The sequence below is a fragment of the Brevibacterium moorei genome (genome assembly GCF_024580735.1).
Classification (GTDB): domain Bacteria; phylum Actinomycetota; class Actinomycetes; order Actinomycetales; family Brevibacteriaceae; genus Brevibacterium; species Brevibacterium moorei.
Genome location: NZ_JANIJX010000027.1, coordinates 12846 through 39770 on the forward strand (window position 1 = coordinate 12846; position 26925 = coordinate 39770).

At 68.8% G+C, this 26925-nt stretch carries 24 protein-coding genes; 12 read left to right on the plus strand and 12 right to left on the minus strand.

Features of this window, described 5'->3' with window-relative positions; all coding sequences use genetic code 11:
- Positions 1-15: 15 nt before the first annotated feature.
- From NQ034_RS14060 to mnhG, 6 genes are read left to right on the plus strand one after another with little or no spacing between them, the layout of a single operon-like run.
- Complete coding sequence (locus tag NQ034_RS14060) at positions 16-2982, plus strand: Na+/H+ antiporter subunit A (protein WP_257049606.1); 2967 nt, start codon at positions 16-18, stop codon at positions 2980-2982.
- Positions 2979-3569, plus strand: coding sequence for a Na(+)/H(+) antiporter subunit C (locus NQ034_RS14065; protein WP_257049607.1), 591 nt, complete (start codon positions 2979-2981; stop codon positions 3567-3569). Before NQ034_RS14060 ends, NQ034_RS14065 begins: the two co-directional genes overlap by 4 nt.
- Positions 3566-5407, plus strand: coding sequence for a Na+/H+ antiporter subunit D (locus tag NQ034_RS14070; RefSeq protein WP_257049608.1), 1842 nt, complete (start codon positions 3566-3568; stop codon positions 5405-5407). Before NQ034_RS14065 ends, NQ034_RS14070 begins: the two co-directional genes overlap by 4 nt.
- The gene (locus NQ034_RS14075; RefSeq protein WP_257049609.1) at positions 5404-6090 is read left to right on the plus strand and encodes a Na+/H+ antiporter subunit E; all 687 of its coding nucleotides are present in this window, start codon (positions 5404-5406) and stop codon (positions 6088-6090) included. The genes NQ034_RS14070 and NQ034_RS14075 overlap by 4 nt, the downstream gene beginning before the upstream one ends.
- Positions 6087-6461 (plus strand): MrpF/PhaF family protein, encoded by a 375-nt coding sequence (locus NQ034_RS14080; RefSeq protein WP_257049610.1) that lies wholly within the window; start codon positions 6087-6089, stop codon positions 6459-6461. The genes NQ034_RS14075 and NQ034_RS14080 overlap by 4 nt, the downstream gene beginning before the upstream one ends.
- The gene (gene mnhG / locus NQ034_RS14085; RefSeq protein ID WP_257049612.1) at positions 6458-6868 is read left to right on the plus strand and encodes a monovalent cation/H(+) antiporter subunit G; all 411 of its coding nucleotides are present in this window, start codon (positions 6458-6460) and stop codon (positions 6866-6868) included. The genes NQ034_RS14080 and mnhG overlap by 4 nt, the downstream gene beginning before the upstream one ends.
- Positions 6869-6874: 6 nt before the next feature.
- Here the strand turns inward: mnhG and NQ034_RS14090 are convergent, their stop codons facing one another.
- Together NQ034_RS14090 and NQ034_RS14095 are read right to left on the minus strand one after the other, a co-directional pair.
- Positions 6875-7675: an HpcH/HpaI aldolase family protein gene (locus tag NQ034_RS14090; protein WP_257049613.1), complete on the minus strand. Its 801-nt coding sequence runs from the start codon at positions 7673-7675 to the stop codon at positions 6875-6877.
- Positions 7676-7718: 43 nt separating this feature from the next.
- Positions 7719-8846, minus strand: a complete 1128-nt coding sequence (locus tag NQ034_RS14095; protein ID WP_257049614.1) for a magnesium and cobalt transport protein CorA — start codon at positions 8844-8846, stop codon at positions 7719-7721.
- A 43-nt stretch (positions 8847-8889) separates the two neighbouring features.
- On the opposite strand from NQ034_RS14095, the gene NQ034_RS14100 reads away from it, so the two are divergent.
- Positions 8890-9438: an isochorismatase family protein gene (locus NQ034_RS14100; protein ID WP_257049615.1), complete on the plus strand. Its 549-nt coding sequence runs from the start codon at positions 8890-8892 to the stop codon at positions 9436-9438.
- 117 nt (positions 9439-9555) lie between these two features.
- Here NQ034_RS14100 and NQ034_RS14105 read toward each other — a convergent pair whose 3' ends face one another.
- From NQ034_RS14105 to NQ034_RS14115, 3 genes are all read right to left on the minus strand, one after another.
- Positions 9556-10581 carry a glycine betaine ABC transporter substrate-binding protein gene (locus NQ034_RS14105; protein ID WP_257049616.1) on the minus strand — a complete coding sequence of 342 codons (1026 nt, stop codon included), beginning with the start codon at positions 10579-10581 and terminating at the stop codon, positions 9556-9558.
- Positions 10582-10660: 79 nt separating this feature from the next.
- Positions 10661-11518 (minus strand): ABC transporter permease, encoded by an 858-nt coding sequence (locus NQ034_RS14110; RefSeq protein WP_257049617.1) that lies wholly within the window; start codon positions 11516-11518, stop codon positions 10661-10663.
- Positions 11515-12795 (minus strand): quaternary amine ABC transporter ATP-binding protein, encoded by a 1281-nt coding sequence (locus NQ034_RS14115; RefSeq protein ID WP_257049618.1) that lies wholly within the window; start codon positions 12793-12795, stop codon positions 11515-11517. The genes NQ034_RS14110 and NQ034_RS14115 overlap by 4 nt, the downstream gene beginning before the upstream one ends.
- Before the next feature lie 532 nt (positions 12796-13327).
- Here NQ034_RS14115 and NQ034_RS14120 point away from each other — a divergent pair.
- The 3 genes from NQ034_RS14120 to NQ034_RS14130 all read left to right on the plus strand — a co-directional run bounded on the left by NQ034_RS14120 (position 13328) and on the right by NQ034_RS14130 (position 16254).
- Positions 13328-13990 (plus strand): hypothetical protein, encoded by a 663-nt coding sequence (locus NQ034_RS14120; RefSeq protein WP_257049619.1) that lies wholly within the window; start codon positions 13328-13330, stop codon positions 13988-13990.
- A gap of 232 nt (positions 13991-14222) precedes the next feature.
- Entirely contained in the window at positions 14223-14807 is a 585-nt protein-coding gene (locus tag NQ034_RS14125) for a copper chaperone PCu(A)C (protein ID WP_257049621.1), read from the plus strand.
- Positions 14797-16254, plus strand: coding sequence for a Dyp-type peroxidase (locus NQ034_RS14130; protein ID WP_257049622.1), 1458 nt, complete (start codon positions 14797-14799; stop codon positions 16252-16254). The genes NQ034_RS14125 and NQ034_RS14130 overlap by 11 nt, the downstream gene beginning before the upstream one ends.
- Here NQ034_RS14130 and NQ034_RS14135 read toward each other — a convergent pair.
- Complete coding sequence (locus tag NQ034_RS14135; protein ID WP_257049623.1) at positions 16227-17357, minus strand: CPBP family intramembrane glutamic endopeptidase; 1131 nt, start codon at positions 17355-17357, stop codon at positions 16227-16229. The genes NQ034_RS14130 and NQ034_RS14135 overlap by 28 nt on opposite strands.
- A gap of 137 nt (positions 17358-17494) precedes the next feature.
- Here NQ034_RS14135 and NQ034_RS14140 point away from each other — a divergent pair, with 137 nt between their 5' ends.
- The gene (locus NQ034_RS14140) at positions 17495-18433 is read left to right on the plus strand and encodes a type I 3-dehydroquinate dehydratase (protein ID WP_257049624.1); all 939 of its coding nucleotides are present in this window, start codon (positions 17495-17497) and stop codon (positions 18431-18433) included.
- Positions 18434-18512: 79 nt separating this feature from the next.
- Here the strand turns inward: NQ034_RS14140 and NQ034_RS14145 are convergent, their stop codons facing one another.
- The 6 genes from NQ034_RS14145 to NQ034_RS14170 form a co-directional block, all read right to left on the minus strand.
- Positions 18513-18821 carry a DUF4235 domain-containing protein gene (locus tag NQ034_RS14145; RefSeq protein WP_257049625.1) on the minus strand — a complete coding sequence of 103 codons (309 nt, stop codon included), beginning with the start codon at positions 18819-18821 and terminating at the stop codon, positions 18513-18515.
- Between the two features lie 49 nt (positions 18822-18870).
- Entirely contained in the window at positions 18871-19806 is a 936-nt protein-coding gene (locus tag NQ034_RS14150; protein ID WP_257049627.1) for an aminotransferase class IV, read from the minus strand.
- A 178-nt stretch (positions 19807-19984) separates the two neighbouring features.
- Entirely contained in the window at positions 19985-21124 is a 1140-nt protein-coding gene (locus NQ034_RS14155; protein ID WP_257049628.1) for an alpha/beta hydrolase, read from the minus strand.
- Between the two features lie 96 nt (positions 21125-21220).
- The gene (locus NQ034_RS14160) at positions 21221-22339 is read right to left on the minus strand and encodes a VIT1/CCC1 transporter family protein (protein ID WP_257049629.1); all 1119 of its coding nucleotides are present in this window, start codon (positions 22337-22339) and stop codon (positions 21221-21223) included.
- Positions 22340-22510: 171 nt separating this feature from the next.
- Positions 22511-23626, minus strand: coding sequence for an o-succinylbenzoate synthase (gene menC / locus NQ034_RS14165; RefSeq protein WP_257049630.1), 1116 nt, complete (start codon positions 23624-23626; stop codon positions 22511-22513).
- Between the two features lie 105 nt (positions 23627-23731).
- A complete protein-coding gene (locus NQ034_RS14170; protein ID WP_257049631.1) occupies positions 23732-24961 on the minus strand; it encodes a M20/M25/M40 family metallo-hydrolase in 1230 nt (409 codons plus the stop codon).
- A gap of 119 nt (positions 24962-25080) precedes the next feature.
- Between NQ034_RS14170 and NQ034_RS14175 the strand changes: the two genes are divergently transcribed.
- Positions 25081-26595, plus strand: coding sequence for a glutamate-cysteine ligase family protein (locus NQ034_RS14175; RefSeq protein WP_257049633.1), 1515 nt, complete (start codon positions 25081-25083; stop codon positions 26593-26595).
- Positions 26596-26925 lie beyond the last annotated feature (330 nt).

Sequence of the window (26925 nt, forward strand, 5' to 3'; positions counted from 1 at the left end):
CAGGAAGTCGAACTCGTGGGCGCTTTTATCTGTGCATTCTTCGTAGCCGCACTCATCGCGCCCTGGTTGTTCAAGCTCCTGGGACGCAACGCCTTCGGTCTGCTGGCGCTGGTGCCCGCCGGAGCGTTCGTCTATTCGGTGCTGTCGGTGCCCGGCCAGACTCCCCGGACGCAGGACGTGCACTGGCTCCCCGCTCTGGGCATGTCCCTGGTGCTGCGGATGGACGCCCTGTCCTGGCTCATGAGTCTGTTGGTCACCGGGGTCGGCGCCCTGGTGTTCGTCTACTGTATGCGCTACTTCGAGCGCGGCGACCCCACCCTGGGGAACTTCGCGGCCAAGTTCACCGCCTTCGCCGGAATGATGTACGGACTGGTGCTCGCAGATGAACTGCTGACCATGTTCATCTTCTGGGAGGGCACCACGGTGTTCTCCTATCTGCTGGTCGGCCACAATGCGGCCAGGCGAGCCGCCCGCCGCGCCGCCCTGCAGGCCCTGCTCATCACCACCGCCGGCGGTCTGGCGATGCTCATCGGCATGATCATCCTGCAGACGGTGGCAGGCACCGGGCGGATCTCCACGATCGTGTCCCTGGGCTATCCCGGGCTGACGGTGCACGGGCCACCCGGCGTCATCATCACCGCCATCGTCCTCATCCTCATCGGCGCGGTTTCGAAATCCGCGCTGCTTCCCTTCCACTTCTGGCTGCCCGGCGCCATGGCCGCCCCCACCCCCGTGAGCGCCTATCTGCACGCGGCCGCCATGGTCAAAGCAGGCATCTACCTGGTGCTGCGCCTGGCCCCCGGATTCGCCGAGACCCCCGGCTGGCTGCCCCTGCTGCTGATCCTGGGCGTGACCACGGTGCTCGTCGGCGGCTATCAGGCCCTCAAACAGTTCGACCTCAAGAGCATCCTGGCCTACGGCACGGTGTCCCAGCTGGGCATCCTGACCGTCATCTCCGCCTTCGGCACCCCGGACACCACGAAGGCCGCCCTGGCCATGCTGCTGAGCCACTCCCTGTTCAAGTGCGTGCTGTTCCTGGCCACCGGCATCATCGACCACCACGCCGGCACCCGTGATATCCGCAAACTCTCCGGCTTCGGCCGCGCCTGCCCCACCCTGACCGTGGCCACCGTCATCGCCGCGGCCTCGATGGCCGGCATCCCGCTGCTTTACGGCTTCATCGCCAAGGAGGCGCTGTACTCCACCCTGTTGAGCACGGGAACCAAGGAGTCGATCATGGCGCTCATCGGCCTGGTCGCCGGCTCCGTGCTCACCCTGGCCTATGCCTGGCGCTTCGTGACCGGTGCCTTCGCCGTCAAACCGGGGGTGGCCCGGATCGCACCGGCCCATCCCGGCGCCCTGCTGTTGACCGCCCCGCTGATCCTGGCCGTGGCCATCGTGGTGCTGGGCCTGAACCCCGCACCGTTCGAGGCCCTGTTCGCCACGGTCGTCCACTCGGACTACCACCTGGCGCTGTGGCACGGGATCGAACCGGCACTCGGGCTCTCGGCCCTGACGATCGCCCTGGGCGTGGCCCTGTGCGTGTTCTCCAAACAGGTTGCGGTCTTCCAGTCCGCGGCCGCCGGCGAGTGGAACTTCACCCGCGGCTACCGCCGTACCATCGAACTGCTGGAGGACTTCGCCGCATTCGTCACCGCCCGCACCCAGCGCGGTTCGCTGCCCTTCTACCAGGCAGTCATCTACCTGGTGGCCCTGGGCGCCCTGGGGGTGACCCTGCTGGCCAACGACACCTGGCCCGAGTCCATCAGGGTGGCCGATTCCTGGCAGCAGGTGCTGCTGGCTGCCGTGATGATCCCGGCGGCGATCGCCGCGTGTGTCGCCCAGAAGCGCTTCGCCGCAGTGGTCATCGTCGGCATCACCGGCTACGGCATGGTCGCCTTCTTCGCCTTCCAGGGAGCCCCCGACCTGGCCCTGACCCAGGTGCTGGTCGAATCGATCACCCTGGTGGTCTTCGTGCTGGTGCTGCGCCGGCTGCCGCGGCGGATCGGCTCGCCCGGGTCACGTGCCACACCCGCCATCCGGCTGCTCATCGGCGCGGCCTTCGGTGTTCTGGCCATGGTGCTCACCGCGGTGGCCATGGGCGCCCGCAGTGCCACCCCCATCTCGCAGAAGTGGGGAGAACTGGCGTACGAGGGCGGCCACGGCAAGAACATCGTCAACGTCGCCCTGGTCGATATGCGCGCCTGGGACACGATGGGCGAGCTGTCCGTCGTAGTGGTCGCGGCCATCGGCATCTCCAGCCTGATCTTCGTGCGGTCCCGCGAGGGAACCCTGGAGCGGATGTCCACCCGCCGGCCCCACGGGGTCGCCCGGATCGCGACGGTGGCCGAACCGACGCCGAGCCAGGACGTGCGCCGCAACGCCTGGCTGCTGGCCGGCCGGACCCTGGCGCCGGGCAATCGCTCGATCATCCTGGAAGTCGTGGTGCGCCTGATCTTCCACCTCATGTTGGTGTTCAGCGTCTACCTGCTGTTCGCCGGGCACAACCTGCCCGGCGGCGGGTTCGCCGCCGGCCTGGTCGCCGGCCTCGCGCTGATCGCCCGGTACTTGGCCGGAGGCCGTTTCGAACTGGCCGAGGCCGTGCGCATCGACGCGGGCATCCTGATGGGCGCCGGCATGCTGACCACGGGCCTGACGGCCCTGGGCGGCATGCTCTGGGGCGACGCGATCCTGGAATCGGCGTACTGGCAGGCCGATGTGCCGATCCTGGGGCACCTGTCGTTCGGCACCTCGACGATCTTCGACATCGGCGTCTACCTTGTGGTCATCGGCCTGATGATCGACATCCTGCGCGCGATCGGCGTAGAGGTCGACGTCCATCAGGAACAGGACGAGGCGCGCCTGGCGGAATCGCTTGCCACCACCGGCATCGGCGCCGGCGCCCGGCGGCGGATACCCGCCCTGCTGGGCCGGATCGACGATTTCGACGTGGACGACACGGAGAAGGGAGGCAGCCTGTGAGCACCAGCTTCATCATGCTCCTGACCATGGGCGTGCTATTCGCCACCGGTGTCTACCTCATGCTGGACCGGTCGCTGACCCGCGTGCTGCTGGGCTTCCTGCTGTTCGGAAACGGCGCGAACATGCTCATCGTGCTCACCGCGGGGGCTCCCGGCCGTCCACCGATCACCGATGGGCAGAACCTGTCGACGGATGGGATGAACGACCCGCTGCCGCATGCGCTGGTGCTCACCGCGATCGTCATCACCTTCGCGATGACCGGTTTCCTGTTGGCACTCATCTACCGCTCGTGGCGCCTGTTGCGCCACGAGAACCTGGAGGACGATATGGCCGATCTGCGGGTCAGCCTGGAACGCGATTCGAAACAGGTCGCGGCCGAGGCCAGTGAGGGAGTGGACCAGGACGATACGGAATTCGGCGATGAGGCCGAGGCGCCCGTCGCCGGTGCCCTCGACCTCGACGACGACGGCCCGCGGGCCGGACGCGAGGCCGCGGCGGGGGAGTCGGTCCCGACGGGCGCCTCGGCCCCGGACGCGCAGCGCCCCGCTGCCTCGCCGGACCGACCCGCCGGGGGTGAGCGCTCGTGAACCCCGCCCTGCTCGTCCCACTGCCCGTCGTCCTGCCGCTGCTGGGCGCCGGTCTGACCCTGCTGCTGGCCGGGAAGGTCAAGATCCAGAACGCCGTCACGGTGGCGACCCTGTGCATCTCCCTGGCCATCGAACTGGTGCTGGCGTTCGCGATCACCGACTCCGGCATCCAAGTGGTGGCCGTCGGCGGCTGGGAGCTGCCGTTCGGCATCGCCCTGGTCGCGGACAGACTGAGCGTGTTGATGCTGGTCGTGTCCACCATCGTGACCCTGCTGGTGTTGCTCTACGCCCTGGGCCAGGACATGGCCGACACCAGCGAGGACACCCCGCTGAGTGTGTTCAACCCCGCCTATCTGATTCTGTGCGCCGGCGTCTCCAACGCCTTCATCGCCGGCGATCTGTTCAACCTGTACGTGGGCTTCGAGATCCTGCTGGCGGCCTCCTATGTGCTGCTGACCCTGGGTTCGACCCCGGCGCGGATCAATGTGGGCGCGACCTACATCGTCGTCTCGCTGGTCTCCTCGCTGATCTTCCTGACCGCCATCGGGCTGGTCTACGCCGCCACCGGAACCGTGAACATGGCCCAGCTCTCGCAGCGCCTGGCCGATCTGCCCCTGGACATCCAGCTGATCCTGCACGTGGCGCTGTTGCTGGGATTCGGCATCAAGGCCGCGGTGTTCCCGCTGTCGTTCTGGCTGCCGGACTCCTACCCGACGGCGCCCGCCCCGGTCACCGCGGTGTTCGCAGGGTTGCTGACCAAGGTCGGGATCTATGCGATCATCCGCACGGAGACCGTGCTGTTCCCCGCCGACAGCCTGCGCGTGCCCCTGCTCATCATCGCGGGGCTGACCATGCTGGTGGGCATCCTGGGTGCGATCGCGCAGACCGAGATCAAGCGCATGCTCTCCTTCACCCTCGTCAGCCACATCGGCTATCTGCTGTTCGGCGTGGCGGTGGGGACGCAGCAGGGCCTGGCCGCGGCGATCTTCTACACAGCCCACCACATCATCGTGCAGACGGCGCTGTTCCTGGCCGTCGGCCTGGTCGAGCAGTGGGCCGGCACCACCTCGACCCGGAGGCTCGGCGGGCTGGCCAGACTCACCCCGGTGGTGGCGCTGCTGTTCCTCATCCCCGGCCTCAACCTCGCCGGTATCCCGCCGTTCTCCGGGTTCATCGGCAAGGTCGCGCTGTTCCGTGCGGGCTTCGCCGACGGCACCTGGCTGGACTTCACGGTGATCGCCGCCGGCACCCTGACCAGCCTGCTGACGCTCTACGTGGTGGCCCGCACCTGGAACTTCGCGTTCTGGCGGGAGCCGGCGCAGGTCGAGGAGCCCACGCCGGGTCTGGTCGCCCAGTACGCCGCCCACACCGGCCGGGGACCGGCCGCAACGAGTGCGCAGCCCCGGGTCGGGGCGGAGGCGTCGGGGGAGCCGGTGCCCGCTGCCGCAGCCCCCGGTGCCCCGGCCGCGGACGACTCCGCCACCGCGGCTGCCGAAGCCGCGGACCGGGTCTCCGAGGCCGTTGGCGGGCAGAGCACGGATACCGTGCTCACGGCGACGGGCCAGGAACTGCCCGCCGCCGAACTCCAAGCCGAAGAGGCCGCCGAGGCCAGGGACGCCCAGTCGAACGCCCTGAGTGCCGAGGCACTCGCCTCGGCCGATGCGGCACTGCCCCGCGTGCCGCGCTCGATGCTGTGGCCCACCGTCGCGATGGTGGCCGTCAGCGTAGCGCTGACGGTGTGTGCCGGTCCGCTGTGGGATTTCGCGCAGGACGCGGCAGCCGCGCTGAGCGACGCGGGAACCTATGTGCAGGCAGTTCTGGGAGGTGGTGCCCGATGAATGGGAAAGCCGGCCGCAAGCGCCGCGACAATCGTCTGCCAGGACTGCGCCCACTGTCCGTGCAGATTCTGGGCATTGCGATCCTGACGGTCGTCTGGGTCCTGCTGTGGGACAGTCTGACGGTCCTCACCGTGCTCACCGGGATCCTCGTGGCCCTGGGCGTGATCAGGGTCTTCTATCTGCCCGCGGTCGAGCTCTCCGGGCGTTTCAACGTCATCTGGGCCGGCTACTTCCTGCTCTGGCTGCTGGTCAACGTGGTGGGCGCCTCGATCCACGTCGCCTGGACCGCGCTGGGGCCCAGACGGGTCGCTCCCGGGAGCATCGTGGCCGTGGACCTCAACACCCGCTCCGATCTGCTGATGACGGTGATCTCCCTGGTCAACGGGGTGATCCCCGGATCGTTCGTGACCGAGGTCGACCGCGTGCACGGCGTGCTCTACATCCACACCCTGGGCGCGAACACCGACGAACTGGTGGAGAAGGCGCGCGCGGACGCCTATACGATCGAACGCCTCGTCATCATGATGATGGGTTCGGTGCGCGACCTGACCGTCCTCAATGCCTGGCGCGAGGAGCGCGGCCTGCCTCCGGTCATCGGGAAGAAGAACCTGGCCCGGATGCGCGCGGCGCGGGCCAGGCGCGAGGCGGCCGAGACTGTGAACACGAAAGGGGGCCGGCGATGACGCTGACGTTGACACCTCTGCTGTGGATCGTCGTGGCCGTGGCATTGCCGTTGTTCGGGGTGGCCGCCGTGGTGGCCGTCGTCAAGATCATCCGCGGCCCCGGCATCCTCGACCGGATGATCGGCACCGATGTGCTGTTGGGCGTGCTGCTGTGCGGGATCGGCTGCTTCATCGTGTTCACCGGCCACTGGGACCTGCTCATCGTCATGATGTGCATCGCCGCCTTCAGCTTCATCGGCACGGTTTCCGTATCGCGCTATGTCTCCCGCGGCGCCACGCTCAACGAGTACCCGCTGCCACCGGTCGCACCCACACAACCGCCCGCAGCAGCGGCCGGACCGGCCGCCACGGATCAGGAGGAGGCCCGATGACCATTCCGCTCTACGCCCAGATCGTGGTGGCCGTCTGCGTGCTCGGCTGCGCGGTGCTTTCCCTGGCGGCCGCGGTCGGTCTGGTGCGGTTCCCCGATCTGCTCTCCCGGATGCACGCCTCGTCCAAGCCACAGGTGCTGGGGCTGTTCCTGATCCTGGTGGCGATCGTGGTGGCCCACCCCAATTGGCAGACGCTGACGACCGCGGCCCTGGTCATGGGCATCCAGATGCTGACCAGCCCGCTGGCGGTGCACATGATCGGGCGCGCGGGCTACCGGACCAAGCAGCTGCGCCGCTCGATGCTCTACCGCGATGAGCTGGCCGAGGCCATCACCCACGCAGAGGCCCGTGAATCCGCCCGCCGCGCTGAGGCCGCCAAACAGGCGAAGGCGGCCGAGGACGCCTGAGAGACCTCAGACGACGGCGCGTCGGATGTCGGCCAGCCCCTGGCCCAGAGCCGCCGAATAGACAGCGGCGTCGGCCGACAGCGAGATCACTGTGAAGCCCGCCTGCAGTGCCAGCTCGGTCAGCTCAGGGCCGGTGGAGAAGATGCCGGCGGCCTTGCCCGCGTCACGGCAGGCCTGGGCGACCGTGTCCAGGGCTCCGCGGAACCGGGGATTCTGCCAATCGCCCGGCGCGCCCAGGTTCGTGCTCAGGTCCATCGGTCCGATGAAGGGCACGGTCACGGCCTCGAGTGCTGCGATATCGGCGGCCGCGTCGACGGCCTCGGGCGTTTCGATCTGTGGCAGGAAGACCACGGACTCGTTCGCAGCCGCCTGCTTGTCCGCGGGCAGTCCAGGGGCGTAGAGGTCGTGGGCGACGCCGAAGGCGGAGCCGCGCACTCCCGCCGATGTGTTCCCGTCGCCGAGCCAACCCGGGTAGTGCAGCCAGGTGCCGATCCGCTCGGCCTGTTCCGCGGAATTCACATACGGGACCATGATGCCCTCGGCTCCGGCGTCCAGGGCCGTGGACACGAGGTGCTGGGCGGTGCCGGCCACGCGCACGAAGGTAGCGATGTCCTCGCGCCGGGAGACCGCTATCGCGGCCCGCGCGCTGTCAAGGGTATAGCCCGAGTGCTCGAGGTCGTACAGGACCCAGTCCGCGCCGGCCCGTGCGGTCAACGCACCGACCCCGGTGGTCATGAACTCGAGGATGAACGTGCCCAGCGAGAGCTCGCCGGAACCGATCTGCTGATGGAACGTCTTCGTCGTCATGGAACCAACCTATCGTGAAACCGCCCGCCGTGTGCCGCGCATCTCACAGCCAGTCGTTGTGTTTGGAGATCCAGTAGATGACGATACAGCCGACAGCCATCAGCCCTAGCGCCGCCGGATAGCCCAGTTTCCAGTCGAGTTCGGGCATCAAGACGAAGTTCATCCCGTAGATGCCTGCGACCAGACTGGGGAAGAAGAAGATGCCGGCCCAGGCCGAGATCCGCTTCGACTGATCGCCCTGGCGTTCGGCGACCAGGGTGGAGTTGATGGAGAAGATCTCGCTGAGTATCGAGCGCAGGCGGCCCAGGCGGTCCTGATTGGACCCGACGTGGTCGGCGACATCGCGCAGATTGCGCAGCAGCTCGTCCGGCAGCCCGGTATCGGCGGCGAATGCCCGCAGGTGCACCATGAGCTGCGGCAGGGACTTCACGACCCGGTCGAGGTCGAGGATTCCGCGTGAGACCGCGTAGATCTCCTGGGAGCGCACCGGAGTGCCCTTGAAGATCTGCACCTCCAGATCGTCGGCGGTCTCCTCGAAGGATTCCAGGACGGGGGTGTAGAGGTCGACGACCCGGTCGATCATGAGGTGGAGCAGGGTGTATGCGACGACCAGCTCGCCGTGTGCGCGGTCCGCCCCGGTGGAGGCGTCCAGGCGTTTGAGGGCGGGGGAGGAGCGCAGGAGTTCGCGGATCCGGGAGAACTCGCGTGCCGCGGCCAGGGGCGAACCCGAGCGGTGGGCCGAGATGACGAAGCCGGCGCCCACGAAGATCTCGAGCTCGCCGATCAGCAGGGACTCGTCCTCGCCCGGCACCTCGTCGCCGGGAGCGTCGGGGTGCGCGGGACGTGCGGGGGCCTCGGACATCGCGGCAGGGCGCAGGGCCAGCAGACTGGTCTGGCCGTAGCGCTCGAACTTCATCCTCTGATTGCCCTCACGGGCGTCCTCGACGGCCAGGGGGTGCAGCCCGAAGGCCGCCTGCAGCGCGCTCAGCTCATCATCCGTGGGCCGGTCGATGTCGATCCAGATGAGATTGCCGGTGCCGCCCGGGGCGCTTGCGGTGCGGCGGGCGGCGAGGGCCGCGGTCAGCGTATCGAGTTCCGTGCAGGACCCGTCGGCGGTAAAGACCAGGCCCTGCAGATGCGGTGCCGAGTCGTCGTCCATCGCTTGTGCCATGCCCTCATCCTTTCACGCCCACGGCCTATGAGACGCTAGGTGCATGGATGCACTCGTCTTGGTCAATACCCACCTGCCGCAGGCCCCCCTCAAGCCCCTGGAGCAGATCCTGTCACGGGCCCGTGTGGCCGATGGCGTGGTGGTCTTCGCAACGGCGCCGGCCCACCAGCCGGCTTATGAGGCCCCGGACGAGGACGCCGAGGCCGTGGATTCGGCGGGCGCCAACGCGCCGGGCGGGGCGGCGGCCGCGGCGGTCAGGAAGGCCGCCGAGTGGGCCGGCAAACCGGCCCCGGTGCAGCCGACCGCGGACGATCTGGTCCTGGCCTCGGAGGTCCCCGATGTGTTCGACGGGGTCGAGGACCTGGCCACCGGCCTGCAGGCGATGAATATCGACCGGGTCGTGATCGGCGGGGTCGACCAGTCCCGCGCGGTGGAACACACGGTGATGGCAGCGCTGGTCCTGGGATTCGAGGCGACGGTGCTCGCGGACGCCCTGGTCGGCGCCGACGGCGCCGACGTGCAGTGGCTGGAGACGGCGGCGGGCGCAGGAGCGCGGATCGCCGACAGCGCCGACACCTGGCTGCGGATGTAAGAGGGGGAGGGGCCGGGCTCCGCAGCAGCGGAACCCGGCCCCTCCCCGTTCGAACCCGCAGGCCCTGCGCTCAGGACCCGCGGGGTTCGACCCCGTCGATCACGTGGATCACTTCGATCACTTGGTCGCGGAGTTGGCCTCGCCCTTGAGCTCGCCCTTCTCCCACTTGCTGACCCAGTCGCCGTTGCCGTCGACCCACTTGGCCACGGCATCGTCGATCTTGTCATCGCCGGCCTTCTGGATGTCGTTCTCCAGCGAGCCCAGGTGATCGTCGTCGAGCACCAGGTTCTTCAGCAGCTGGGCGACCTGCGGATTTGAACCGGTGAACTCCTTGTTCGAGAAGTTGTAGAGTACCTCGGCCTTGCCCATCGAGCCCTTGGGGTCCTCGAGGTCGCGCACGGGGAACTGATCGTAGGCCCAGTGCGGGCGCCACAGGGTCACGGCGACGTCCTTCTTGGCATCCGTGGCCTTCTTCAGCTGCGTGAGCATGGCGGGCGTGGACGAGGGCTTGAAGTTGATGTTGTCCAGGCCGTAGTCCTTGATCGCCTGCTTGGTGGCCTTGGTCAGGCCGGCACCGGCTTCGATTCCGTAGAGGGTGTTGTCGTAGTCCCCGCCCATCGTCTTGAGGTCCTCGATGGTCTTGGCCTTCGAGTCCTTGTTGACGGCCAGGGTCAGCTTGGCGTTGTTGTACCAGCAGCCCTGCGCGTCGAGCTTGTCGCCGTACTTCTTAACGTAGTCGGCGTGGGTCAGCGGCAGCCAGCCGTCGACCAGGAAGTCGTAGTCGCCGTTGGCGACGCCCACATAACCGGGAGCGGCGTCGAAGGCCTTGATGGAGACCTTGTAGCCCTTCTTCTCCAGGTTGTTCTTGAGCAGGTGGCTCACCGCGAAGGATTCGTCCCAGCCGTTGAAGGCCGCGATCTTGATGTCCTTCTTGCCATCGGCATCCATCGAGCTGGTGTCCTTGGCGTCCGTGCCGGGGATGCAGTCGGCCCAGTTCTGATCGGCGGTGGCGCCCTCGTCGGAGCCACCGGCCGCCGAATCGTCGGTGGAGTTCGAAGCGCCGCAGCCGCTGAGCAGCAACGCGGCGGCGGCTGCGATGCCGCCGATGCGGGCCAGGCCCTTGGTCTTCTTGATGGTTTTCATGATGACCCTTCTTTCTTATGGGTACGTTTCCCCCGGCGCGGCCGGCGCGGGTCCGGACGCGCCGGGGATGGTTTGCGAATCAGGCCGCTGCGACCCGGTTGCCCTTGCGGCCCAGGCCCGCGGTGACGCGGTCGAGGAAGATCGCCAGGGCGACGACGGAGACGCCGGCTTCGACGCCCAGTGCCACGTTCACGGAGCTGATCGCCTCGATGATCGCGCCGCCGAGGCCATCGGCACCGGCCATGCCGGCCAGCACGACCATGGACAGGGCCAACATGATGACCTGGTTGATACCGGCCATGATGGTCGGCAGGGCCAGGGGCAGCTGGACGCGGAACAGGATGTGCGAGGGACCGGCGCCGAAGGCCTGGGCGGCCTCGACGACCTCACCGTCGACCTGGCGGATCGCCAGCTCGGTGAAGCGCACGCCGGGCGGCAGGGCGAAGATGATGGTCGCGATCGCACCGGGGACGGTGCCGACGGAGAACATCACGATGGCCGGCACCAGGTAGGCCAGCGCGGGCATCGACTGCATGAAGTCGAGGACCGGTCGCACGATCGCGGAGACGGTCTTGGACTTCGCGGCCCAGACGCCCACGGGCAGGGCGATGATGAGCGCGATGATGACGGCCACCAGCACCAGGGCCAGCGACTCCATCGCGTTCTCCCACTGGTTGAACGCGCGCACCAGGTAGAACCCGATGAGGGTGACCAGGCCGACCTTCCAGCCCGCGCACAGCCAGGCGATGACGGCCAGGATGACCGTCATGATGAGGAAGGACGGGGAGGCGAACACCAGTTCCAGGCCGGTGTACATACCGGTCAGCACGGTGGAGATGAAGTCCAGCAGCCAGCCGAAGACGTCCTGGAACCAGGTGAGGAACTTATCGGCCCACTCGCCCAGCGGGATGCGGGGGCTCAGCGGATTGAGATTCATTCTGCCTCCTTGGTCGCTTCGCCTTCGCGTTCATCGTCTCGGCGCTCATCGCCGGGTTGCTGCTCGAGCGTCTGCACCGCGGGGATCTCCCCGGTGGTGGGACTGACCTGCGCCATCGAGTTGAGCAGGTTGACGCGCGGAACGATGCCCAGGAAGCGTCCGTCCTCGGCCACCACGCACAACGGCACGCGGGAGGCGGAACTGGGGGCGAACAGTTCGGAGACCGGGGTATCGGGGCCGACGGTCAGAATGCCCTCGGTCTCCACGATCCCCTCGATCGTGCGCTCGCCGGCGCGGGCCGCGTTGACGACCGCGCGGTCGGTCACGTAGCCCAGCAGCTTGCGCTCGCGGTCGGTGACCAGCAGGATGTTCCAGCCGTTGGACTCCATGGCGCGCATCGCCACGCGGGGCCCGGCGCCGGACATCACGGTGTCGTCGATCTGGCGCATCACGGTCGATGCGGTGAGCACCCTGGCGCGGTCGACGTCCTGGACGAAGTTCGCGATGTACTCGTCTGCCGGATTGGTCAGGATGTCCTCGGCGGTGCCGATCTGGACGATCCGGCCATCGCGCATGACGGCGATCCGATCACCCAGGTACATGGCCTCGTTGAGGTCGTGGGTGATGAAGATGATGGTCTTGCCCAGCTGCTGCTGGAGTTCGATCAGCTGATCCTGCATTTCCCTGCGGATCAGCGGGTCGAGGGCGGAGAACGCCTCGTCCATCAAGAGGATCTCGGTCTCCGCGGCCAGTGCCCTGGCCAGGCCCACGCGCTGCTGCATACCGCCGGAGAGCTCGTGGGGGTACTTGTCCTCCCAGCCCGCCAGGCCGACGGTCTGCAGCCAGGTGTTCGCGCGTTCCAGGCGCTCCGTCTTGGGCACGCCCTGGATCTCCAGGGCGTAGGCGGCGTTCTCGCGCACCGTGCGGTGCGGCATCAGGGCGAAGTGCTGGAACACCATGGAGATGTGCTTGGCGCGGATCGCGCGGATCTCCTTGTTGTTCATCTGCGCGATCTCGTTGCCGTTGATCTCGATGCTGCCCGAGGTGGCCTTGCCGAGTCCGTTGATGGTGCGCAGCAGGGTCGACTTGCCCGAACCGGACAAGCCCATGACGACGAAGATCTCGCCGCGTTCGACTTCGAAATTGGCGTCGATGACGGCGGCCGTTCCCAGGCCGGCGAGTTCCGAACGGTCCTCGCCGGCTTCGAGGCGCTTGATGACCTCGTGTTCTCGCTTTCCGAAGACCTTGTAGACGTGCGATGCTTTGACGATCGGCATCGGGTCTCCTTTCCGTCGGCAGGGGGCTGCCGCGGCCAAGGTAACCGTCCTTGTGAGGGCGGCTTGCCGACTCGTGTCTTCCTTGCCCGCGCCGGTACTGGGTTCGCGGCAGCGTATGGCTGCGCTCGAACCGGTCCCATAAAAGTCCGTTGACCCTTCCACTGTAGTCGGGTTCCTTGTTTTTCGAGGGTTTTCGCGGATGTTTCCCAGGCGGCGGAAAACGGCATGGGCCCTTGCATCGCCAGTAAACACGGGGGGTGTGCGGGTCACGGGCCACCGTTATCGTATCGTTATATTTGACAGATGCGCGGTGATCTGCGGTGGGCCGGACCCGCGCTCGGACGGCGGCGCCCGCAACCACCGTCGCGCGGCCATCGTGCGGCTGCCGGGCGCAGGTCGGCTAAGCTCTTCTACTGGCGGTAGTATGCGGTGCCGGATTCCGGCACCGCCGCGCGTGCGGCCCCGGCGCAGGTGTCCGTGGTCGGCACGGAACCGCCTCATCGGTGTAGACGGTAGCGAAGGGAGTGCACACGTGGAATCAGCCCACGCCCCCTGGCGGATGGCCCGTGCCCTGTTCGCAGCGCTCCTGGCGACCTCCGTCGCCCTGGCCCTGCACACGGGGGCCCATGGGGCATCGAGTGTGCTGGCCGTCGTCGTCGCGTTCATCGGCACGCTGTGGATCGGGTCCCTGCTGGCCGGTCGCAGGTTGGGCGTCTGGGCGCTGAGCGCCATCGTGGCCTTCGCCCAGGTGGCCGTGCACGGACTGCTGTCGATCCTGTCCGCGGCGCCGATCGTGCTCGGCGGGGCCGGGATCGCCGGGACTGGAATCGGTTCCCACGCCGGCCACGCCCGGTTGGAGGCCGAACACGTCCGGCACCTGGCGCACAGCGCGGTCCATCACACAGCCGGCGGGACCGGGGCGATGAGCGCTCATGCCGATCTGCTGGGCCCCGCGATGCTCACCGCCCACGGCCTGGCCCTGGTGCTCACCGTCCTCGTGCTCAAATGCGGCGAGGACGCCCTGCTGGGGTTGGTGCGCCTGACGGCCCGGCTGGCCTGGGCCCTCTTGGAGTTCTTCCGTCCGATCCCCGTCAGCCCGCGCCGCCTGCCCGCTCTGCGGGACGTGCCGGTGCCCGCACTGCGGATCGCACATACCCCCGCACTGCTACGCGGTCCACCCATTCCCCTCCTCTGAAATCCGCCGGGGCACCATTCCCGGCTCTGCCCGTGGCGCGACTGCGCCCGGAGCGGGCCGGCCGAGGCCCCGGCACCGCCGGGGACACTTCCGTGCCCTGGCCCCGCGGCGCCAGTGCGCCGTATTCCGTGCACCCCGCCTCCGCCGGCTCGCGCCAATCGCGTCTGCCCGGCTCACGCACGTCCCAGTGCGGGTGCGCACCCATTTCGAGGACAAGGAACAGAGAAGAACAATGCAGAGGAACCACATCACGGCACGCCGCGCGCTGCTGCGCACCACCACCGCCCTGACAGGTGCCGTTCTGGCGCTCGGGCTGACGGCCTGCTCCGGCGCGTCGACCGGGTCCGCCGGGTCCCAGAGCCCCACATCCGCCGCAGCCGGGGAGGCCTCCGCGGCCGCCCAGACCGGACTGAGCCTGGAACGGGCCTGGGTGAAGACCGCGAAGAAGGGCGAGATGACTGCGGTATTCGGCACCCTGACGAACCACACGGACGCGCCGATCGTCGTGCGGTCGGCCAAGACCCCGGTCGCGGGCATGGTGCAGCTGCACGAAACAGTCGTCGATGGCGGGGGCTCGTCGAAGATGCAGGAGAAGAAGGCCGGCTTCACGGTGCCGGCGCACGGCGACTACGAACTCAAGCCAGGTGGCGACCACATCATGCTGATGAAGCTGACCGGGGACATCCAACCGGGCGAACAGATCACGGTCGCGGCCACCGCCGACACCGGCTCCGTCACCTTCGCCGCGACAGCCAAGGACTATACGGGCGCCAAGGAGAACTACGACATGGACGAATCCTCCGGCCATGACCACTGACGCACCAAACCCCTCCGGGGTCCCGGACACCGCAGGGGTCACGCGTGCTGCGGATGTCACGGACGCTGCGGACCAGCGGGAATCCCGGGGTCCGAACCGGCGGCGGGTGCTCACCGGCACCGCCGCCGGGGCGGCCGCCGGCCTGGTCGTGGGCGCCGGTGGCGGTGTGGCAGGCGGCCGCGCATGGGGGAGTGCCACAGCCGGTGGGCCGGCCGGGGCCACCCTGGACACCGCGGGCGCCTCCGGCGGGCAGACCGTTGCGTTCTACGGCCGCCACCAGCCCGGCGTCGAGACCCCACCGCAGGCCCACGCCCGATTCGTGGCGCTGGATCTGCGCCGTGGAGTCGGTGCCGCGGACGCGGTGCGGATGCTGCGCCTGCTCAGCGATGACGCGGCGGCCCTGATGGCCGGCCGGGCGCCACTGGCCGACAGTGAACCGGAACTCGCCGGCCGGCCCGCCCGGCTGAGCATCACCTTCGGCTTCGGCCCCGGGCTCGTCTCCCTGGCTGGCCCGCGGGCCAGGCCCGCGTGGTTGGCCCCGCTGCCCGCCTTCCCGGTCGACCGTCTGCAGAAGTCGCTGAGCCGCGGGGATCTGCTCCTGCAGGTCTGCTGCGAGGACCCGCTGACCCTCTCCCACGCGGTGCGGATGCTGCTCAAGGATGCCCGCTCCTTCGCCCGGATCGCCTGGACCCAGGCGGCCTCGCGCCGCGCCTACGGCACGGATCCGGCGGGCACCACGATCCGCAACCCCTTCGGCCAGGTCGATGGGACCGCGAATCCGGTACCGGGGACCCCCGCCTTCGACCGCCTGGTCTGGGGTGAGTCCTCCGGCGGTGCCGAGGGAGTCGACTGGGGGCCGCGCGGCCAACCGCCGGCGGACCTCGGCGCCGGACTGCCGAAGTGGTTGCACGGCGGGACGACCCTGGTGCTGCGCGATATCGCGATGAATATGGCCACCTGGGACGAGGCCGACGGACCGGCCCGCGAGTTCTCGGTCGGCCGCAGACTGTCGAACGGCGCGCCGCTGACCGGTCGGGAGGAACACGATGTGCCCGATCTGGGGGCCACCGATTCGGTGGGGTTCACGGTGATATCGCCGTCGAGCCACGTGGCGCGCAGCCGCAATGAGTCGGATCCGGCCGAGCAGATCTTCCGCCGCGTCTACGCCTATCAGGACGTGATGGACGAACCCGTGCACGTGCCGCGCTCGGTCGGAGCCGAGACCGCGGATGAGAAACGCGTCCAGGACATCGAGTTCGATCGCACCGGCCTGATGTTCGCGTCCTTCCAAGCCGATGTGACCCGGCAGTTCCTGCCGATCCAACGACGGCTGGGCGAGGTCGACCTGCTCAACCAGTGGACCACCCCGATCGGTTCCACGGTCTGGGCGATTCCGCCCGGGGCCGCCGGCGCGGGCGACTACGTGGGCAGCACCCTGTTCGGCTGAGCGGGCGCGGGCAGCTTGGGCGCGCGCCAGGCCAGGAGTGCGCCGGTGCCCACCGTCATGCCGGCGGACACCAGCAGGCCCGGCAGGGACTGGCCGGCGGCATTGAGGTCGGCCAGTCCCACCGCGCCGAGGAGGAAGACGCTGACATTGTTCACGATGTGCACGGCGATGGCGGCCTCCAGCCCTCCTGTGCGGTAGCACAGCCAGCCGGCGACCACCGCGAACACGGCGACATCGGCCAACCCCGTCCAGTCGTAGAGGTGCCCGAAGACGAACAGGGGCAGCGGCAGCAGGATCGCCCAGGCCGGATGTTTCAGCCAGGAACCGACCAGCTGGCCCAGGAAGCCGCGGAACACGTATTCCTCGGTGGCCGACTGCACCGGCACCAGGAGCAGGGTCAGCACGATCATGAGCAGGGCGCGGCCCAGGCCCGCCCCGCCGGCGGACGCGGTGTCCCCGTCCGTGCCGCCTCCGGTGGCGCCGGGGCCCTCGGGCGCGAACTGCGCATCGAAGCCCAGTTGGAGGACCAGCACCGGCACGATGATCAGGGCCGCCCAGCCGATGGCCCTGCCCAACCAGGCCCAGCGCAACCGGCCGAACACCGAGGACAGGGTGCCGGGCGGGCGCCGCCACACCAGCCAGGTGGCCAGCCAGACGGCCGGCAGCATCGGGATGATGGACACGATCGCCGCCACGAAGGTCACGGGATTGCCCATATCCGTGAACGTCGGATCGGCGGTCAGCCAGCCGGGCAGGATGTCCGTCCCCGCCGATCCCGGGGCGCCGGGACCGAAGGGGTTCTGCCCGGCGTCCGGGTCGGGCACGGTGGAACCGGTGACCACGGACCGCGCGACGCCGGCCAACACCAGGGGCACGGCCACACCCCAGAACGTGATGAGCAGGATGAACACGAGGTAGAGTCCGGCCGCCGTCACCAGCGCCAGCAGGGGCCGCCACCAGCGATGATTGCGCTGGGCCCGCCCCATCCGGTGGTACGCGACGGTGCCGGGTACGGGCTGCATGCGCCCCGGTCGTCTGACCGAAACCGGCCCGGGCACCGGCTGCGGAGACGGCGAACGCGATGGGCGCAGCGGGTAGCTCATGTCCTCCACCCTATCCAGAAGTTCCACTACGTCCTGAATTGTCGAAATTCGGGCTGAAACGTCGATATATCGACATTTTGGGGCGTAGTGGAACTCTGTGTGCGAGTCGGTGCGGGGCCAACAGTAGGGTGGGAGGCATGCTGCAGCCTACGAAGCCACTGCCCTTCGCGCCCGCCCACCTCCACCCGCAGATCATCGTGCCGCTGGAGGCCGGTGACGCCGAGGCGTTGACCGGGCTGGTCTCGGGCCTGACACCGGGCAGCGGCATCGACGTGCTCGAATGGCGGGTGGACGCGCTCGCGGTCTTCCAGCGCTGGGCGGCCGGACAGGCCGGGGCCGAGGCCGCCTTCGCGATCGAACGCGCGGCCTGTCTGCGCGTGTTCGAGTCCACCGGTCTGCCGGTGCTGGCCACGATCCGCACCGGAGCCGAGGGCGGTCCCGTGCCGGTCCCGGACCCGGTCTACGACACTGCGGTGACGGGGCTGATCGAGCTGGCAACACCCACCCCGACACATGGCCTGCGGGTGGTCCCGGAACATCGGACGGGGGCGGGACCGGAGTTCGGTGCCGGCCTGTGCGCGGTGGACGTGGAGTTCCACCGCGCTCCCGCCGCCGGGCTGCTGCAGGCGGCCGCTGACCGCGGAGTTGCGGCGGTGGCATCCTTCCACGACTTCGAGTCGACGCCGGATGCGCAGTTCCTCTCCGAGCTGCTGCGGGCGATGGAGCACTCCGGCGCAGCGGTGGCGAAATTCGCGGTGCTGCCGCACACCCTGCAGGATGTGCTGCGCGTGCTCGAGGTGACGGCCCGGGCGACTGGACGCCTGGCCCCTGGCCCGAACCCCGACCGGAGCGGGGCACCCGTGCGGGCAGCGGCCCCGGAGTCTCCAGCGGCATCGGGGTCGCTGTCGATCCCCGTCATCGCGATCGCGATGGGCCGGCTGGGCCAGATCACGCGCACGGCCGGGGAGTTCGGCTCTGCCGCGAGCTTCGCCTCCCTGGAGCGGGCCTCGGCCCCCGGACAGCTGGGAGTGCAGCAGCTGCGATCGATCTTCGCCGCTCAGGGCCTGCAGGACTGAGACGCAAGGGACTGAGACGAAAAAGGTCCGCCGCGATCCCCGTTCGGGGACCGCGGCGGACCATCGGGCTTCCGCTATCTCAGGCCTTGAGGTCCTCGACTGCGCTGCGCAGGTTCTTCGGCAGGGCCTCCTCGCCGAACTTCGTGCGCACCGCATTGGCCGCATAGCGCTGGATGACCAGCTGGACCACGGCCACACCCACGCCGGAGATCACGGTCCAGGCGATGGCCTCGGCCAGCCCGGAATCCGCGCTCGCGGCGTTCTTGGGCGCGGGACGGCCCGTGGACTTCTTCCAGGCGAAGGACAGAACCTGCTTGGCGGCGATGCCGGCCAGGGCGGCGCCGCCGACCCCTGCGATCTGCCACATGAGCTTGCCGTTGTTCATCATGCTCCTCAACGTCGGTAACGATGTTGCTGTCAGCCTATCGCGGCGCGCGTCATTCGCCCTGCAGGACCCAGTCGATGAGCTGCTGGGTCAGGGGCTCGTCGACCGGGATCGGCGCACCGTCGACGGACTTGATCGGCACGGCGGTGCGCACGCTGGAGACCATCCACAGGGCGTCGGCGGTCTTGAGTTCGGAGGCGGGGATGTCCGCGTACTCCACCGTGTAGCCGGCGGCCTCGGCCCCGCGGAACACCACCCGCTGGGTGGTGCCGTGCAGCAGGCCGGCGCGCGGCTCCGGGGTGGACAGGGTGTTCCCGCGCTTGACGATGAGGTTGCAGGTCGGGCCCTCCAGGGCCAGGCCGTCGTGCGAGACGAACAGGGCCTCGTCGGCGTCGTTGGCGTGCACATAGCGTCCGGCGGCCTGATTGGTCGCGTACGACAGGGTCTTCGCACCGATCAGCTGCCAGGGTGCCTTCTGGCCGAAGTAGGCCTCGTAGCCGCGGTCCAGGGTGAGCACCCGGATGCCCGCCTCGCGCTGCTTGTTGTACTTGGGGTCGATCGGAATGGTCAGCGCCCAGGCGGTGGGCTTGCCCGAGGTGCCCTCGACCCCGCGGGTCATGGCGTAGCGGACGCTGAACCCGGTGATCCCCGGATTATCGGAGATGAACGCGGCCATCACGGCCTCCAGCGCCCGATCGAACAGCGCCTGATCGGGTTCGGGCAGTTCGAGCATCTCGGCCGAGGCCTGGAATCGGGTGAAGTGCGGTTCGCGCGAGTGCACGGTGACGGACCCCGCCGCATCGAGGGTGACGAGGACCGTCTCGAAGATGCCGTCGCCGCGGTGCGGGGCCAGATCGTCGACCAACAGGTGGGCGGTGTGCGGATCGGCCAGTTCGAAGGTGCCGGCGGCCTGGTCGATGAGGGCCAGGGAGTTGACTGCCGGCAAGCCGTCGGGACGGGAGATCACTGTGTTCGGTTGAGCGCTCATGCCACGATTAAACCATCGTTATGTTACGGGCGATCATCGGGCCCACACTGTGACCGCGCGCGGGTCCGGCAGTCGCGGCGGGACCGGGCACGAGGCCCTACCCGGTCCCGCCGCCGGCCCCGGTTCAGACGGCCCTCGGTTCAGCGGCTCGCCAGGCTAGTTCAGCAGGCCCGCCAGGCTACCTGTCACCGGCGAAGCGCTGTAGCTCGTGGCCCAGCCGGTCCACCAGATCGGCCGATGCGGCGAGCTTCCCGTCGGCGTAGATGAAGTCGTGGGGCGTACCCGCGTACTCCCAGTGCTCGGCGGTGTTCCCAGCCGCACGCAGGGCCACGGCATAGGCCCGTCCCTCATCGCGGAGCACATCGCAGCCGGCGGTTACGACCAGCGCGGTGGGCAGGTCGCTCAGGTCGGCCGCCCGCGCCGGCGCGACCAGCGGGTTGACAGTGGCACCGGGGACCGCGGCGATGTAGTTGTTCCAGTAGAACACCATCCGGGAGGCCGTCAGACCATGGCCGGTGGCGAAGAGCTCATAGGAGCGTGTGTTCATCGCCGGATCCACGGCGGGGTAGATCAGCAGCTGGGCGGCGGGGACCGCGGTGCCCGCCGGTCGGAACCCCAGATCGCCGGCCAGGGTTGGGATCAGCAGTTCCGGTGTGGCGGCGGCATCCGGCGCACCGGCGACCCTGGCCGCGTCGCGCAGGGCCAGGCAGGCCGCGGCGGCCAGGTTCCCACCGGCGGAATCACCGCCGATGACGATCCGCTGTGGGTCGATGCCGAACTCCTCGGCACCTGCGACCAACCAGTCGAAAGTGCTGAGCACATCGGCCAGAGCGGTGGGGAAGGGGTGCTCCGGGGCCTTCTGATAGGTCAGGGTGACGACCACCGCGCCGGAGCGGTTCGCGATGCGCCTGGCCATCACATCGCTGAGAGTCGAGGTGCCCTGCGTCCAGCCGCCACCGGGCAGGTAGAGCAGCGCAGTGCGGCCGCCGGTGCTCTCACCGGAGCAATCAGTGCTGGCCGTAGTGGCCTCGGCCTCCGCCGCGGGTGCGGGGGCCGGATAGTACAGGCGCACCGGCAGGTCGGCGGTGGGTGCGGAGTGGAAGCGGTGCACCACCGCCGCCACGGCCTCGGGCTCGCGTTGCCGCCAGCGCGCGTTCTGGGAATTCTCACGGGCCTGGGCCAGGCTCAGGTCCTCGACGGGGGTGGGGAAGCGCTGGGCCACCTGCGCCAGATAGTCGCGGGTGGCCGGGCTCAGGGTACCGACTGTGGCATCGTATGCGGGATCCGTGAAGTCCGGATCGACGGCGGGCTGTGTCATGTCTTCAGGGTAGCCCCCGCATTTTGTACCCCCAGTCCCATATCACCGTTGAAGACAGGGGTGTTATGGGACTGGGGGTAGATTATGCGCGAGGCCCTAGCCGGCTGTGGCGCCGAAGGCCAGGCCCAGCACGTAGGTCACGGCCGCGGCTCCATAGCCCACGGCCAGCTGCCGCAGCGCTCTGGGCAGCGGCGCCTTGCCGGAGAGCACCCCGGTGACGCCGCCGGTGAACAGCAGGGCCAGCCCCACCAGTCCCGTGGCCAGGGCGACGGCCGGCAGTCCCGACATGCCGAGGATGTACGGCAGGATCGGCACCAGGGCGCCCGAGGCGAAGAAGCAGAAGGACGCGGCGGCCGCGGGCAGCGCACGGCCCAGCTCCTCATAGGATTCGACTTCCAGATTCCGCGGCAGGAAGGTCACGCGGCGGTGGCTGCGCGATTTGCCGATGGCCGTCTGTGCGGCGAGTTCGGCGGCCGCCGACTCCATCCCGCGGGCCCGGAAGACCAGGGCCAGCTCATTGGCATCCACATCGAGGCTGGCCAGGGCCTCGGTCGAATGCGGGTCGGGGTGCCCGGCGTCGAGCAGTTCGCGCTGGGAGCGCATGGAGATGAACTCGCCGGCGGCCATCGACATCGCCCCGGCCAGCAGGCCGGAGACGCCGGTGAGCAGGACGACGTGGGTGCCGACCCCGGCGGCACCCACCCCCAGCACCAGGGCCAGATTCGACACCAGGCCGTCGTTGGCGCCGAACACCGCGGCGCGGAAGTTCCCGGAGATGCGGGCGCGGGCCTTGCCCGCCAGGGCGCGCACGACCTCGGAATGGACCTGTTCGTCGGCGGCCATCGCCGGCGTCGCATGCGCATCGGTGGCATAGGGGGAGCGGGACTCGGAGCCCTGGGCCAGGGCCAGGACGAAGATGGAACCGAACATGCGGGCCAGCCAGCTCAGCAGCAGGATGTCGAACGAGGCCCGGCGGCGGCCCTGCGCATGCGGGCCCAGCAGCTTGATCCAATGGTCCTGGTGGCGGCGCTCGGCATCGGCCAGGGCGGTGAGGATCTCGAAGTCCTCGCCCGACTTCTTCTTCGCGGCCAAGCGCCGGTAGACCTGCTCCTCGGCACGTTCATTGGCCAGGTAGCGCTGCCATCTGGCGATGAGTTCCGGATCTGTGGCGACGGGACCGGCGGTATCGGGCGAGTCGGCGGATGAGGTGTCCATATCGCGATCCACCATACCGGGATGCGGACGCCGCGCCTATTAGATGTGCTGGAGGCCGGACTTAGAGGAATCAAAGAAAAGCCGAGGCGGGCGTCGGTTCCATCCGCTGGAACCGGCGGCCGCCTCGGCTACGGGTCAAAGCCGTTTCGGCTCAGAACACGATGTTTCGGCTCAGAACACCGTGATGGTGTTCACCGTGTACTTCTCCAGCTTCGCCGGGTCGACGGTGACGCCGAATCCGGGGCCGGTCGGCACGTCCACGCGGCCGTCGTGCATGACGATCTCCTCGGTGATGTCCTCGGCGTAGAAGCGGTTGGACCCGGAGATGTCGCCGGGCAGGGTGAAGCCGGGCAGGGTCGCCAGGGCGGCGTTGGCCGCACGGCCCAGGCCGGTCTCCAGCATTCCGCCGTGCCACACGGCGATGCCCGCGGCCTTGGCCAGATCGTGGATCTTGCGGGCCTCCAGGTAGCCGCCCACGCGGCCGGGCTTGATGTTGATGATGTCGCAGGCGCCCAGCGCGATGGCGTCGGCGGCTGCCTCGGCGGAGACGATCGATTCGTCGAGGCACATGGGGGTGGACATGCGCTTGGCCAGTTCCGCGTGCTGGCGGATATCGGCTTCACCCAGGGGCTGTTCGATCAGCAGCAGGCCGTACTCGTCGAGCCGGCGCAGACGGGCCGAGTCGACCAGGGTGTACGCGGCGTTCGCGTCGACCTGGAACAGGAAGTCATCGCCGAACTCCTTGCGCACGGCGGCGACGGGCTCGATGTCCTTGCCCGGCTTGATCTTCAGCTTGATGCGGGCGTAGCCCTCCTCCAAGTAGCCGCCGATCACCTTGAGCAGATCGGGGATCGAATCCTGGATGCCCACGGACACGCCGGAGGGCACCGAGGTCTCGACCCCGCCCAGGTAGTCGCGGAAGGACAGGTTGCGGTCCTTGAGCTGGGCCTCGAGCACGGCCATCTCCATGGCGGCCTTGGACATCGGGTGGCCGATGATGTGGCGCAGGTGCCAGGCGACCGTTTCGGCTGTGAGGTCCTCAGCGTCGCGCAGCAGCGGGGCCAGCCACTTGGTGATGACGTCGATCGAACCGTCGACGTATTCCGGGGAGTACAGCGGATCGGTCATCGCGACCGACTCGCCCCAGCCGGTGACGGGGCCGTTCTCACCCTCGAAGGCGGCCTCCAGCAGGAAGGTGTCCTTGACCGTCTGGGTGCTGAACGAGGTGGTGAAGGGCGCGACCAGGGGCAGCGCGATGCGGTGGAGCTTGAGTCCGGTGAGTTTCATCTTCTCTTGTTCTCGCTAGTTCTCTTTGATTCGTTTCGAACAATGTGTGATCTGTGGGTCCGGCCGGGATTCGGCCGGGTCCGGCCGGATGTGCCCGGGCAGGGTTCAGTCGGCCCAGAGCTGGTCTGCGATGAGTGCGGCCAGCAGGGCTGTGCGCGGGGCGATGTAGTCGACCAGCGCGTGTTCGTGTTCGGCGTGCGCTCCGTCGCCGACGGCTCCCAACCCGTCCAGGGTGGGCACGCCGATCCCGGCGGTGAAGTTGCCGTCCGAGGCGCCACCGACCTCGATGCCCTCGGGCGCCTCGATCCCCAGGGACTCAGAGAGCGCCAGGGCCCGGTCGAACAGGCCCTGGGCCATTGCGCGCTCCAGCGGCGGCCGGTTGATGCCACCGCGGATGACGATCTTCGCCTCGGCGTGCTGCGGGGTAAGCGCCCGGATGGCGGCGTCCACGCGCTCCTGCTCTGCGACGGTCTTCGCGCGCACGTCCACGTCGAACTGCGCATAGGCCGGCACGGTGTTCGTCGTGGTGCCGCCGGACAAGCGGGTCGGGGTGACGCTCGTGCCCAGCCCGGCGTCGCCGAAGGTCGCGACCTGCTGGAGCAGGGACGCCAGCTCGAGACCGGCGTTGATGCCCTTCTCCGGCTCGAGACCGGCGTGCGAGGCCCGGCCGTGGACCTCGACGACGTACATCGAGGTGCCCTTGCGCTCGACCTTGAGCGCACCAGGGCCCGTCGAACCGGTGCCAGAGGCCTCCATCACATAGGCGGCCCTGGCGCCGCGCGCCTCGTCCTGGATCAGGCCGGCGCTGGTGGGCGAGCCGATCTCCTCGTCGCCGGTGACCAGCACGGTCAGGCCCGCCAGGGCCGCCTGCGGATCGCCGCCGGCTGCCGCCACGGCCTCCTGCAGCAGCTGCACGGCTGTGAACGCCATGACATCGCCGGTGAGCATATCGAAGGAGCCGGGGCCGGTGAGCACGCCGTCCGCCACCTGGAAGGGCTTGCGCTCCAGGGTGCCGTGCGGCCACACGGTGTCCTGGTGGTCGACCAGCACGACGCGCGGCTGGTAGTCGGCGGGGCGCTCGCCGGCCGATTCCGCGCCGAAGCGCAGGACGAGGTGGGGTGTGCCCTCGACGATCACCTCGGCGGGGCGGGCGCCCAGGCGCTGCTGGACGATATCGGCGGTCACGCGTGCGCCGGCGGCCACCGCCTCCTTGTCCTCGGACGGCGTCTCGATGGTGATGAGTCGTTCGATGTCGCCCAGCATCTGGGGCAGCTTGGCCTCTGCCAGGGTGGTCAATGTTGGGAGGAGGGCGGGGATGTCGATCGGTGCCGGCACTGGAACTTCCTTTGTTCGGATCGTCTTGTTCGGATCAGCGGGAGGCTGTGATACGTCTCCTACTCATCCTATGCAGGGACCCACTTGTGTGCAGCCGGTGGGTGTGGTTTCGTAAGCCCATGGGTGAAGCAGTATCCGCGCGGCGGTACACTCCGCAGCAGCGCACCAGCTACCGCAAGCGGCTCAACGCCGACCTCGAGACCTTCGACGGCTATCTGCAGGATGCGGACTTCATGTCCCACGGCACGATCGGCATGGAGCTCGAGCTCAACATCATGGACCGGAAGTTGGCGCCGGCGGCCCGCAACCCCGAGGTGTTGGCCGCCCTGGCGCGCGACGCCCCGGAATACGCGGGGGACTTCCAAACCGAGATCGGCGCGTTCAACTTCGAGATGAACCATCCGGTGCTCTCGGTCGAGGGCAACGGGCTCGAAGACCTGGCGAACGGTCTGCGCGCTCGGGTCGCCGCCGCCGATGCGGCCTGCAGGTCCTCGGATTCGCGGCTGGGGATGATCGGAACCCTGCCGACCCTGACACCGGAGTTCCTGGGCGGTGAGGGCTGGATGACGCAGGAGAACCGCTACGCGGCCCTGTCGAATGCCATCCTGGACGCCCGTGGGGAACTGGTCCACGTCGATGTGCAGGACCGCGAATACTTCCGCGGGGACTTCGCCGATGTGGCACCCGAGGCTGCCTGCACCTCTATGCAATTGCACCTGCAGGTGGCGCCCACCTCGTTCGCGGTGGCGTGGAACGCCTCGCAGGCGATCGCCGCGGTGCAGGTGGCACTGGCGGCCAATTCGCCGCTGTTCCTGGGCCGCAAACTGTGGCATGAGAGCCGTATCCCGGTCTTTGCGCAGGCCATCGACACGCGCACTCCGGAACTGGTGGCCCAGGGGGTGCGACCCAGGGTGTGGTTCGGGGAACGCTGGATCACCAGTGTGTTCGACCTGTTCGAGGAGAACGTCAGGTACTTCCCCGCGCTGTTGCCGGAATCGCGGGAGGATGCGGGGACCCCGGAGATGAAGGGCAATGCGCCCAGCCTGCACTATTTGAACCTGCACAATGGGACCGTGTGGCGGTGGAACCGGCCCATCTACTCTCCAGGGGACGGCACGGATGACGCCCACCTGCGGGTGGAGAACCGGCTACTGCCGGCAGGTCCCACCGTCGATGACATGGTCGCCGACGCCGCCTTCTACTACGGCCTGGTCAAGCACCTCTCGGAACAGAACCGGCCTGTGTGGTCGCGCCTGCGTTTCCCGGAGGCGCAGCGCAACTTCGAGTCCGCGGCGCGCTCCGGCCTCTACGCCAGGGTCGACTGGCCGACCCTGGGCAGGGTGGATGTGGCCGAGCTGGCCCGGCAGCGGCTGATCCCGCAGGCTCGAAAGGGGTTGGAGAAGTTGGGCGTGGCCCCACGGCTGATCGAGAAGTACATGGGGATCATGGATGCCAGGGCGAACAATCGGCAGAACGGCGCGGCCTGGCAGCTGCGCACGCTCAACGGTTTGAAGCCGCGGGTCACGACACCGGGCAGCCCGGAACGCGCCGAGGCCCTGGCCCGGGTGATGGAGCTGTACCTGGAGAACCAGGCGACGGGGGATCCCGTGCATACCTGGCCGGTGCGCGCCTGAGGAGTGTGCGGGGCCGGAGGGACGTGCGGGCCGGCTGTTCGCGGTCCGGGCGTCGGCGGGTCCGCTGCAGGCCGCCGAGGTGCCGGGGAGTAGCACGGATCACTCTGGTTCGGGTTGCGGCCGGGTTGCGGGTCGTGTAATGTTTTCTCTTGTCGCCAGGACAGCCCAGCGGGTTCGCGGGGCCGGAAATCCCGGCGGCAGTCAACATAATCGAGCATCCCTTCGCGGTGACTCCTCTTGTGATTGCCTGTGTTTCACGGGTGGTTGTCGGGGTTGGCCAGTGTGGGTGTGTGCCTGTTGTTTGAGAACTCAATAGCGTACTTGAATAGT

Coding starts and splice junctions, on each gene's coding strand:
- NQ034_RS14075 (WP_257049609.1), top strand. CDS start 5,404: ATGAATGGGAAAGCCGGCCGCAAGCGCCGCGACAATCGTCTGCCAGGA.
- NQ034_RS14080 (WP_257049610.1), top strand. CDS start 6,087: ATGACGCTGACGTTGACACCTCTGCTGTGGATCGTCGTGGCCGTGGCA.
- mnhG (WP_257049612.1), top strand. CDS start 6,458: ATGACCATTCCGCTCTACGCCCAGATCGTGGTGGCCGTCTGCGTGCTC.
- NQ034_RS14090 (WP_257049613.1), bottom strand. CDS start 7,675: ATGACGACGAAGACGTTCCATCAGCAGATCGGTTCCGGCGAGCTCTCG.
- NQ034_RS14095 (WP_257049614.1), bottom strand. CDS start 8,846: ATGGCACAAGCGATGGACGACGACTCGGCACCGCATCTGCAGGGCCTG.
- NQ034_RS14100 (WP_257049615.1), top strand. CDS start 8,890: ATGGATGCACTCGTCTTGGTCAATACCCACCTGCCGCAGGCCCCCCTC.
- NQ034_RS14105 (WP_257049616.1), bottom strand. CDS start 10,581: ATGAAAACCATCAAGAAGACCAAGGGCCTGGCCCGCATCGGCGGCATC.
- NQ034_RS14110 (WP_257049617.1), bottom strand. CDS start 11,518: ATGAATCTCAATCCGCTGAGCCCCCGCATCCCGCTGGGCGAGTGGGCC.
- NQ034_RS14115 (WP_257049618.1), bottom strand. CDS start 12,795: ATGCCGATCGTCAAAGCATCGCACGTCTACAAGGTCTTCGGAAAGCGA.
- NQ034_RS14125 (WP_257049621.1), top strand. CDS start 14,223: ATGCAGAGGAACCACATCACGGCACGCCGCGCGCTGCTGCGCACCACC.
- NQ034_RS14130 (WP_257049622.1), top strand. CDS start 14,797: ATGACCACTGACGCACCAAACCCCTCCGGGGTCCCGGACACCGCAGGG.
- NQ034_RS14135 (WP_257049623.1), bottom strand. CDS start 17,357: ATGAGCTACCCGCTGCGCCCATCGCGTTCGCCGTCTCCGCAGCCGGTG.
- NQ034_RS14140 (WP_257049624.1), top strand. CDS start 17,495: ATGCTGCAGCCTACGAAGCCACTGCCCTTCGCGCCCGCCCACCTCCAC.
- NQ034_RS14145 (WP_257049625.1), bottom strand. CDS start 18,821: ATGATGAACAACGGCAAGCTCATGTGGCAGATCGCAGGGGTCGGCGGC.
- NQ034_RS14150 (WP_257049627.1), bottom strand. CDS start 19,806: ATGAGCGCTCAACCGAACACAGTGATCTCCCGTCCCGACGGCTTGCCG.
- NQ034_RS14155 (WP_257049628.1), bottom strand. CDS start 21,124: ATGACACAGCCCGCCGTCGATCCGGACTTCACGGATCCCGCATACGAT.
- NQ034_RS14160 (WP_257049629.1), bottom strand. CDS start 22,339: ATGGACACCTCATCCGCCGACTCGCCCGATACCGCCGGTCCCGTCGCC.
- menC (WP_257049630.1), bottom strand. CDS start 23,626: ATGAAACTCACCGGACTCAAGCTCCACCGCATCGCGCTGCCCCTGGTC.
- NQ034_RS14175 (WP_257049633.1), top strand. CDS start 25,081: ATGGGTGAAGCAGTATCCGCGCGGCGGTACACTCCGCAGCAGCGCACC.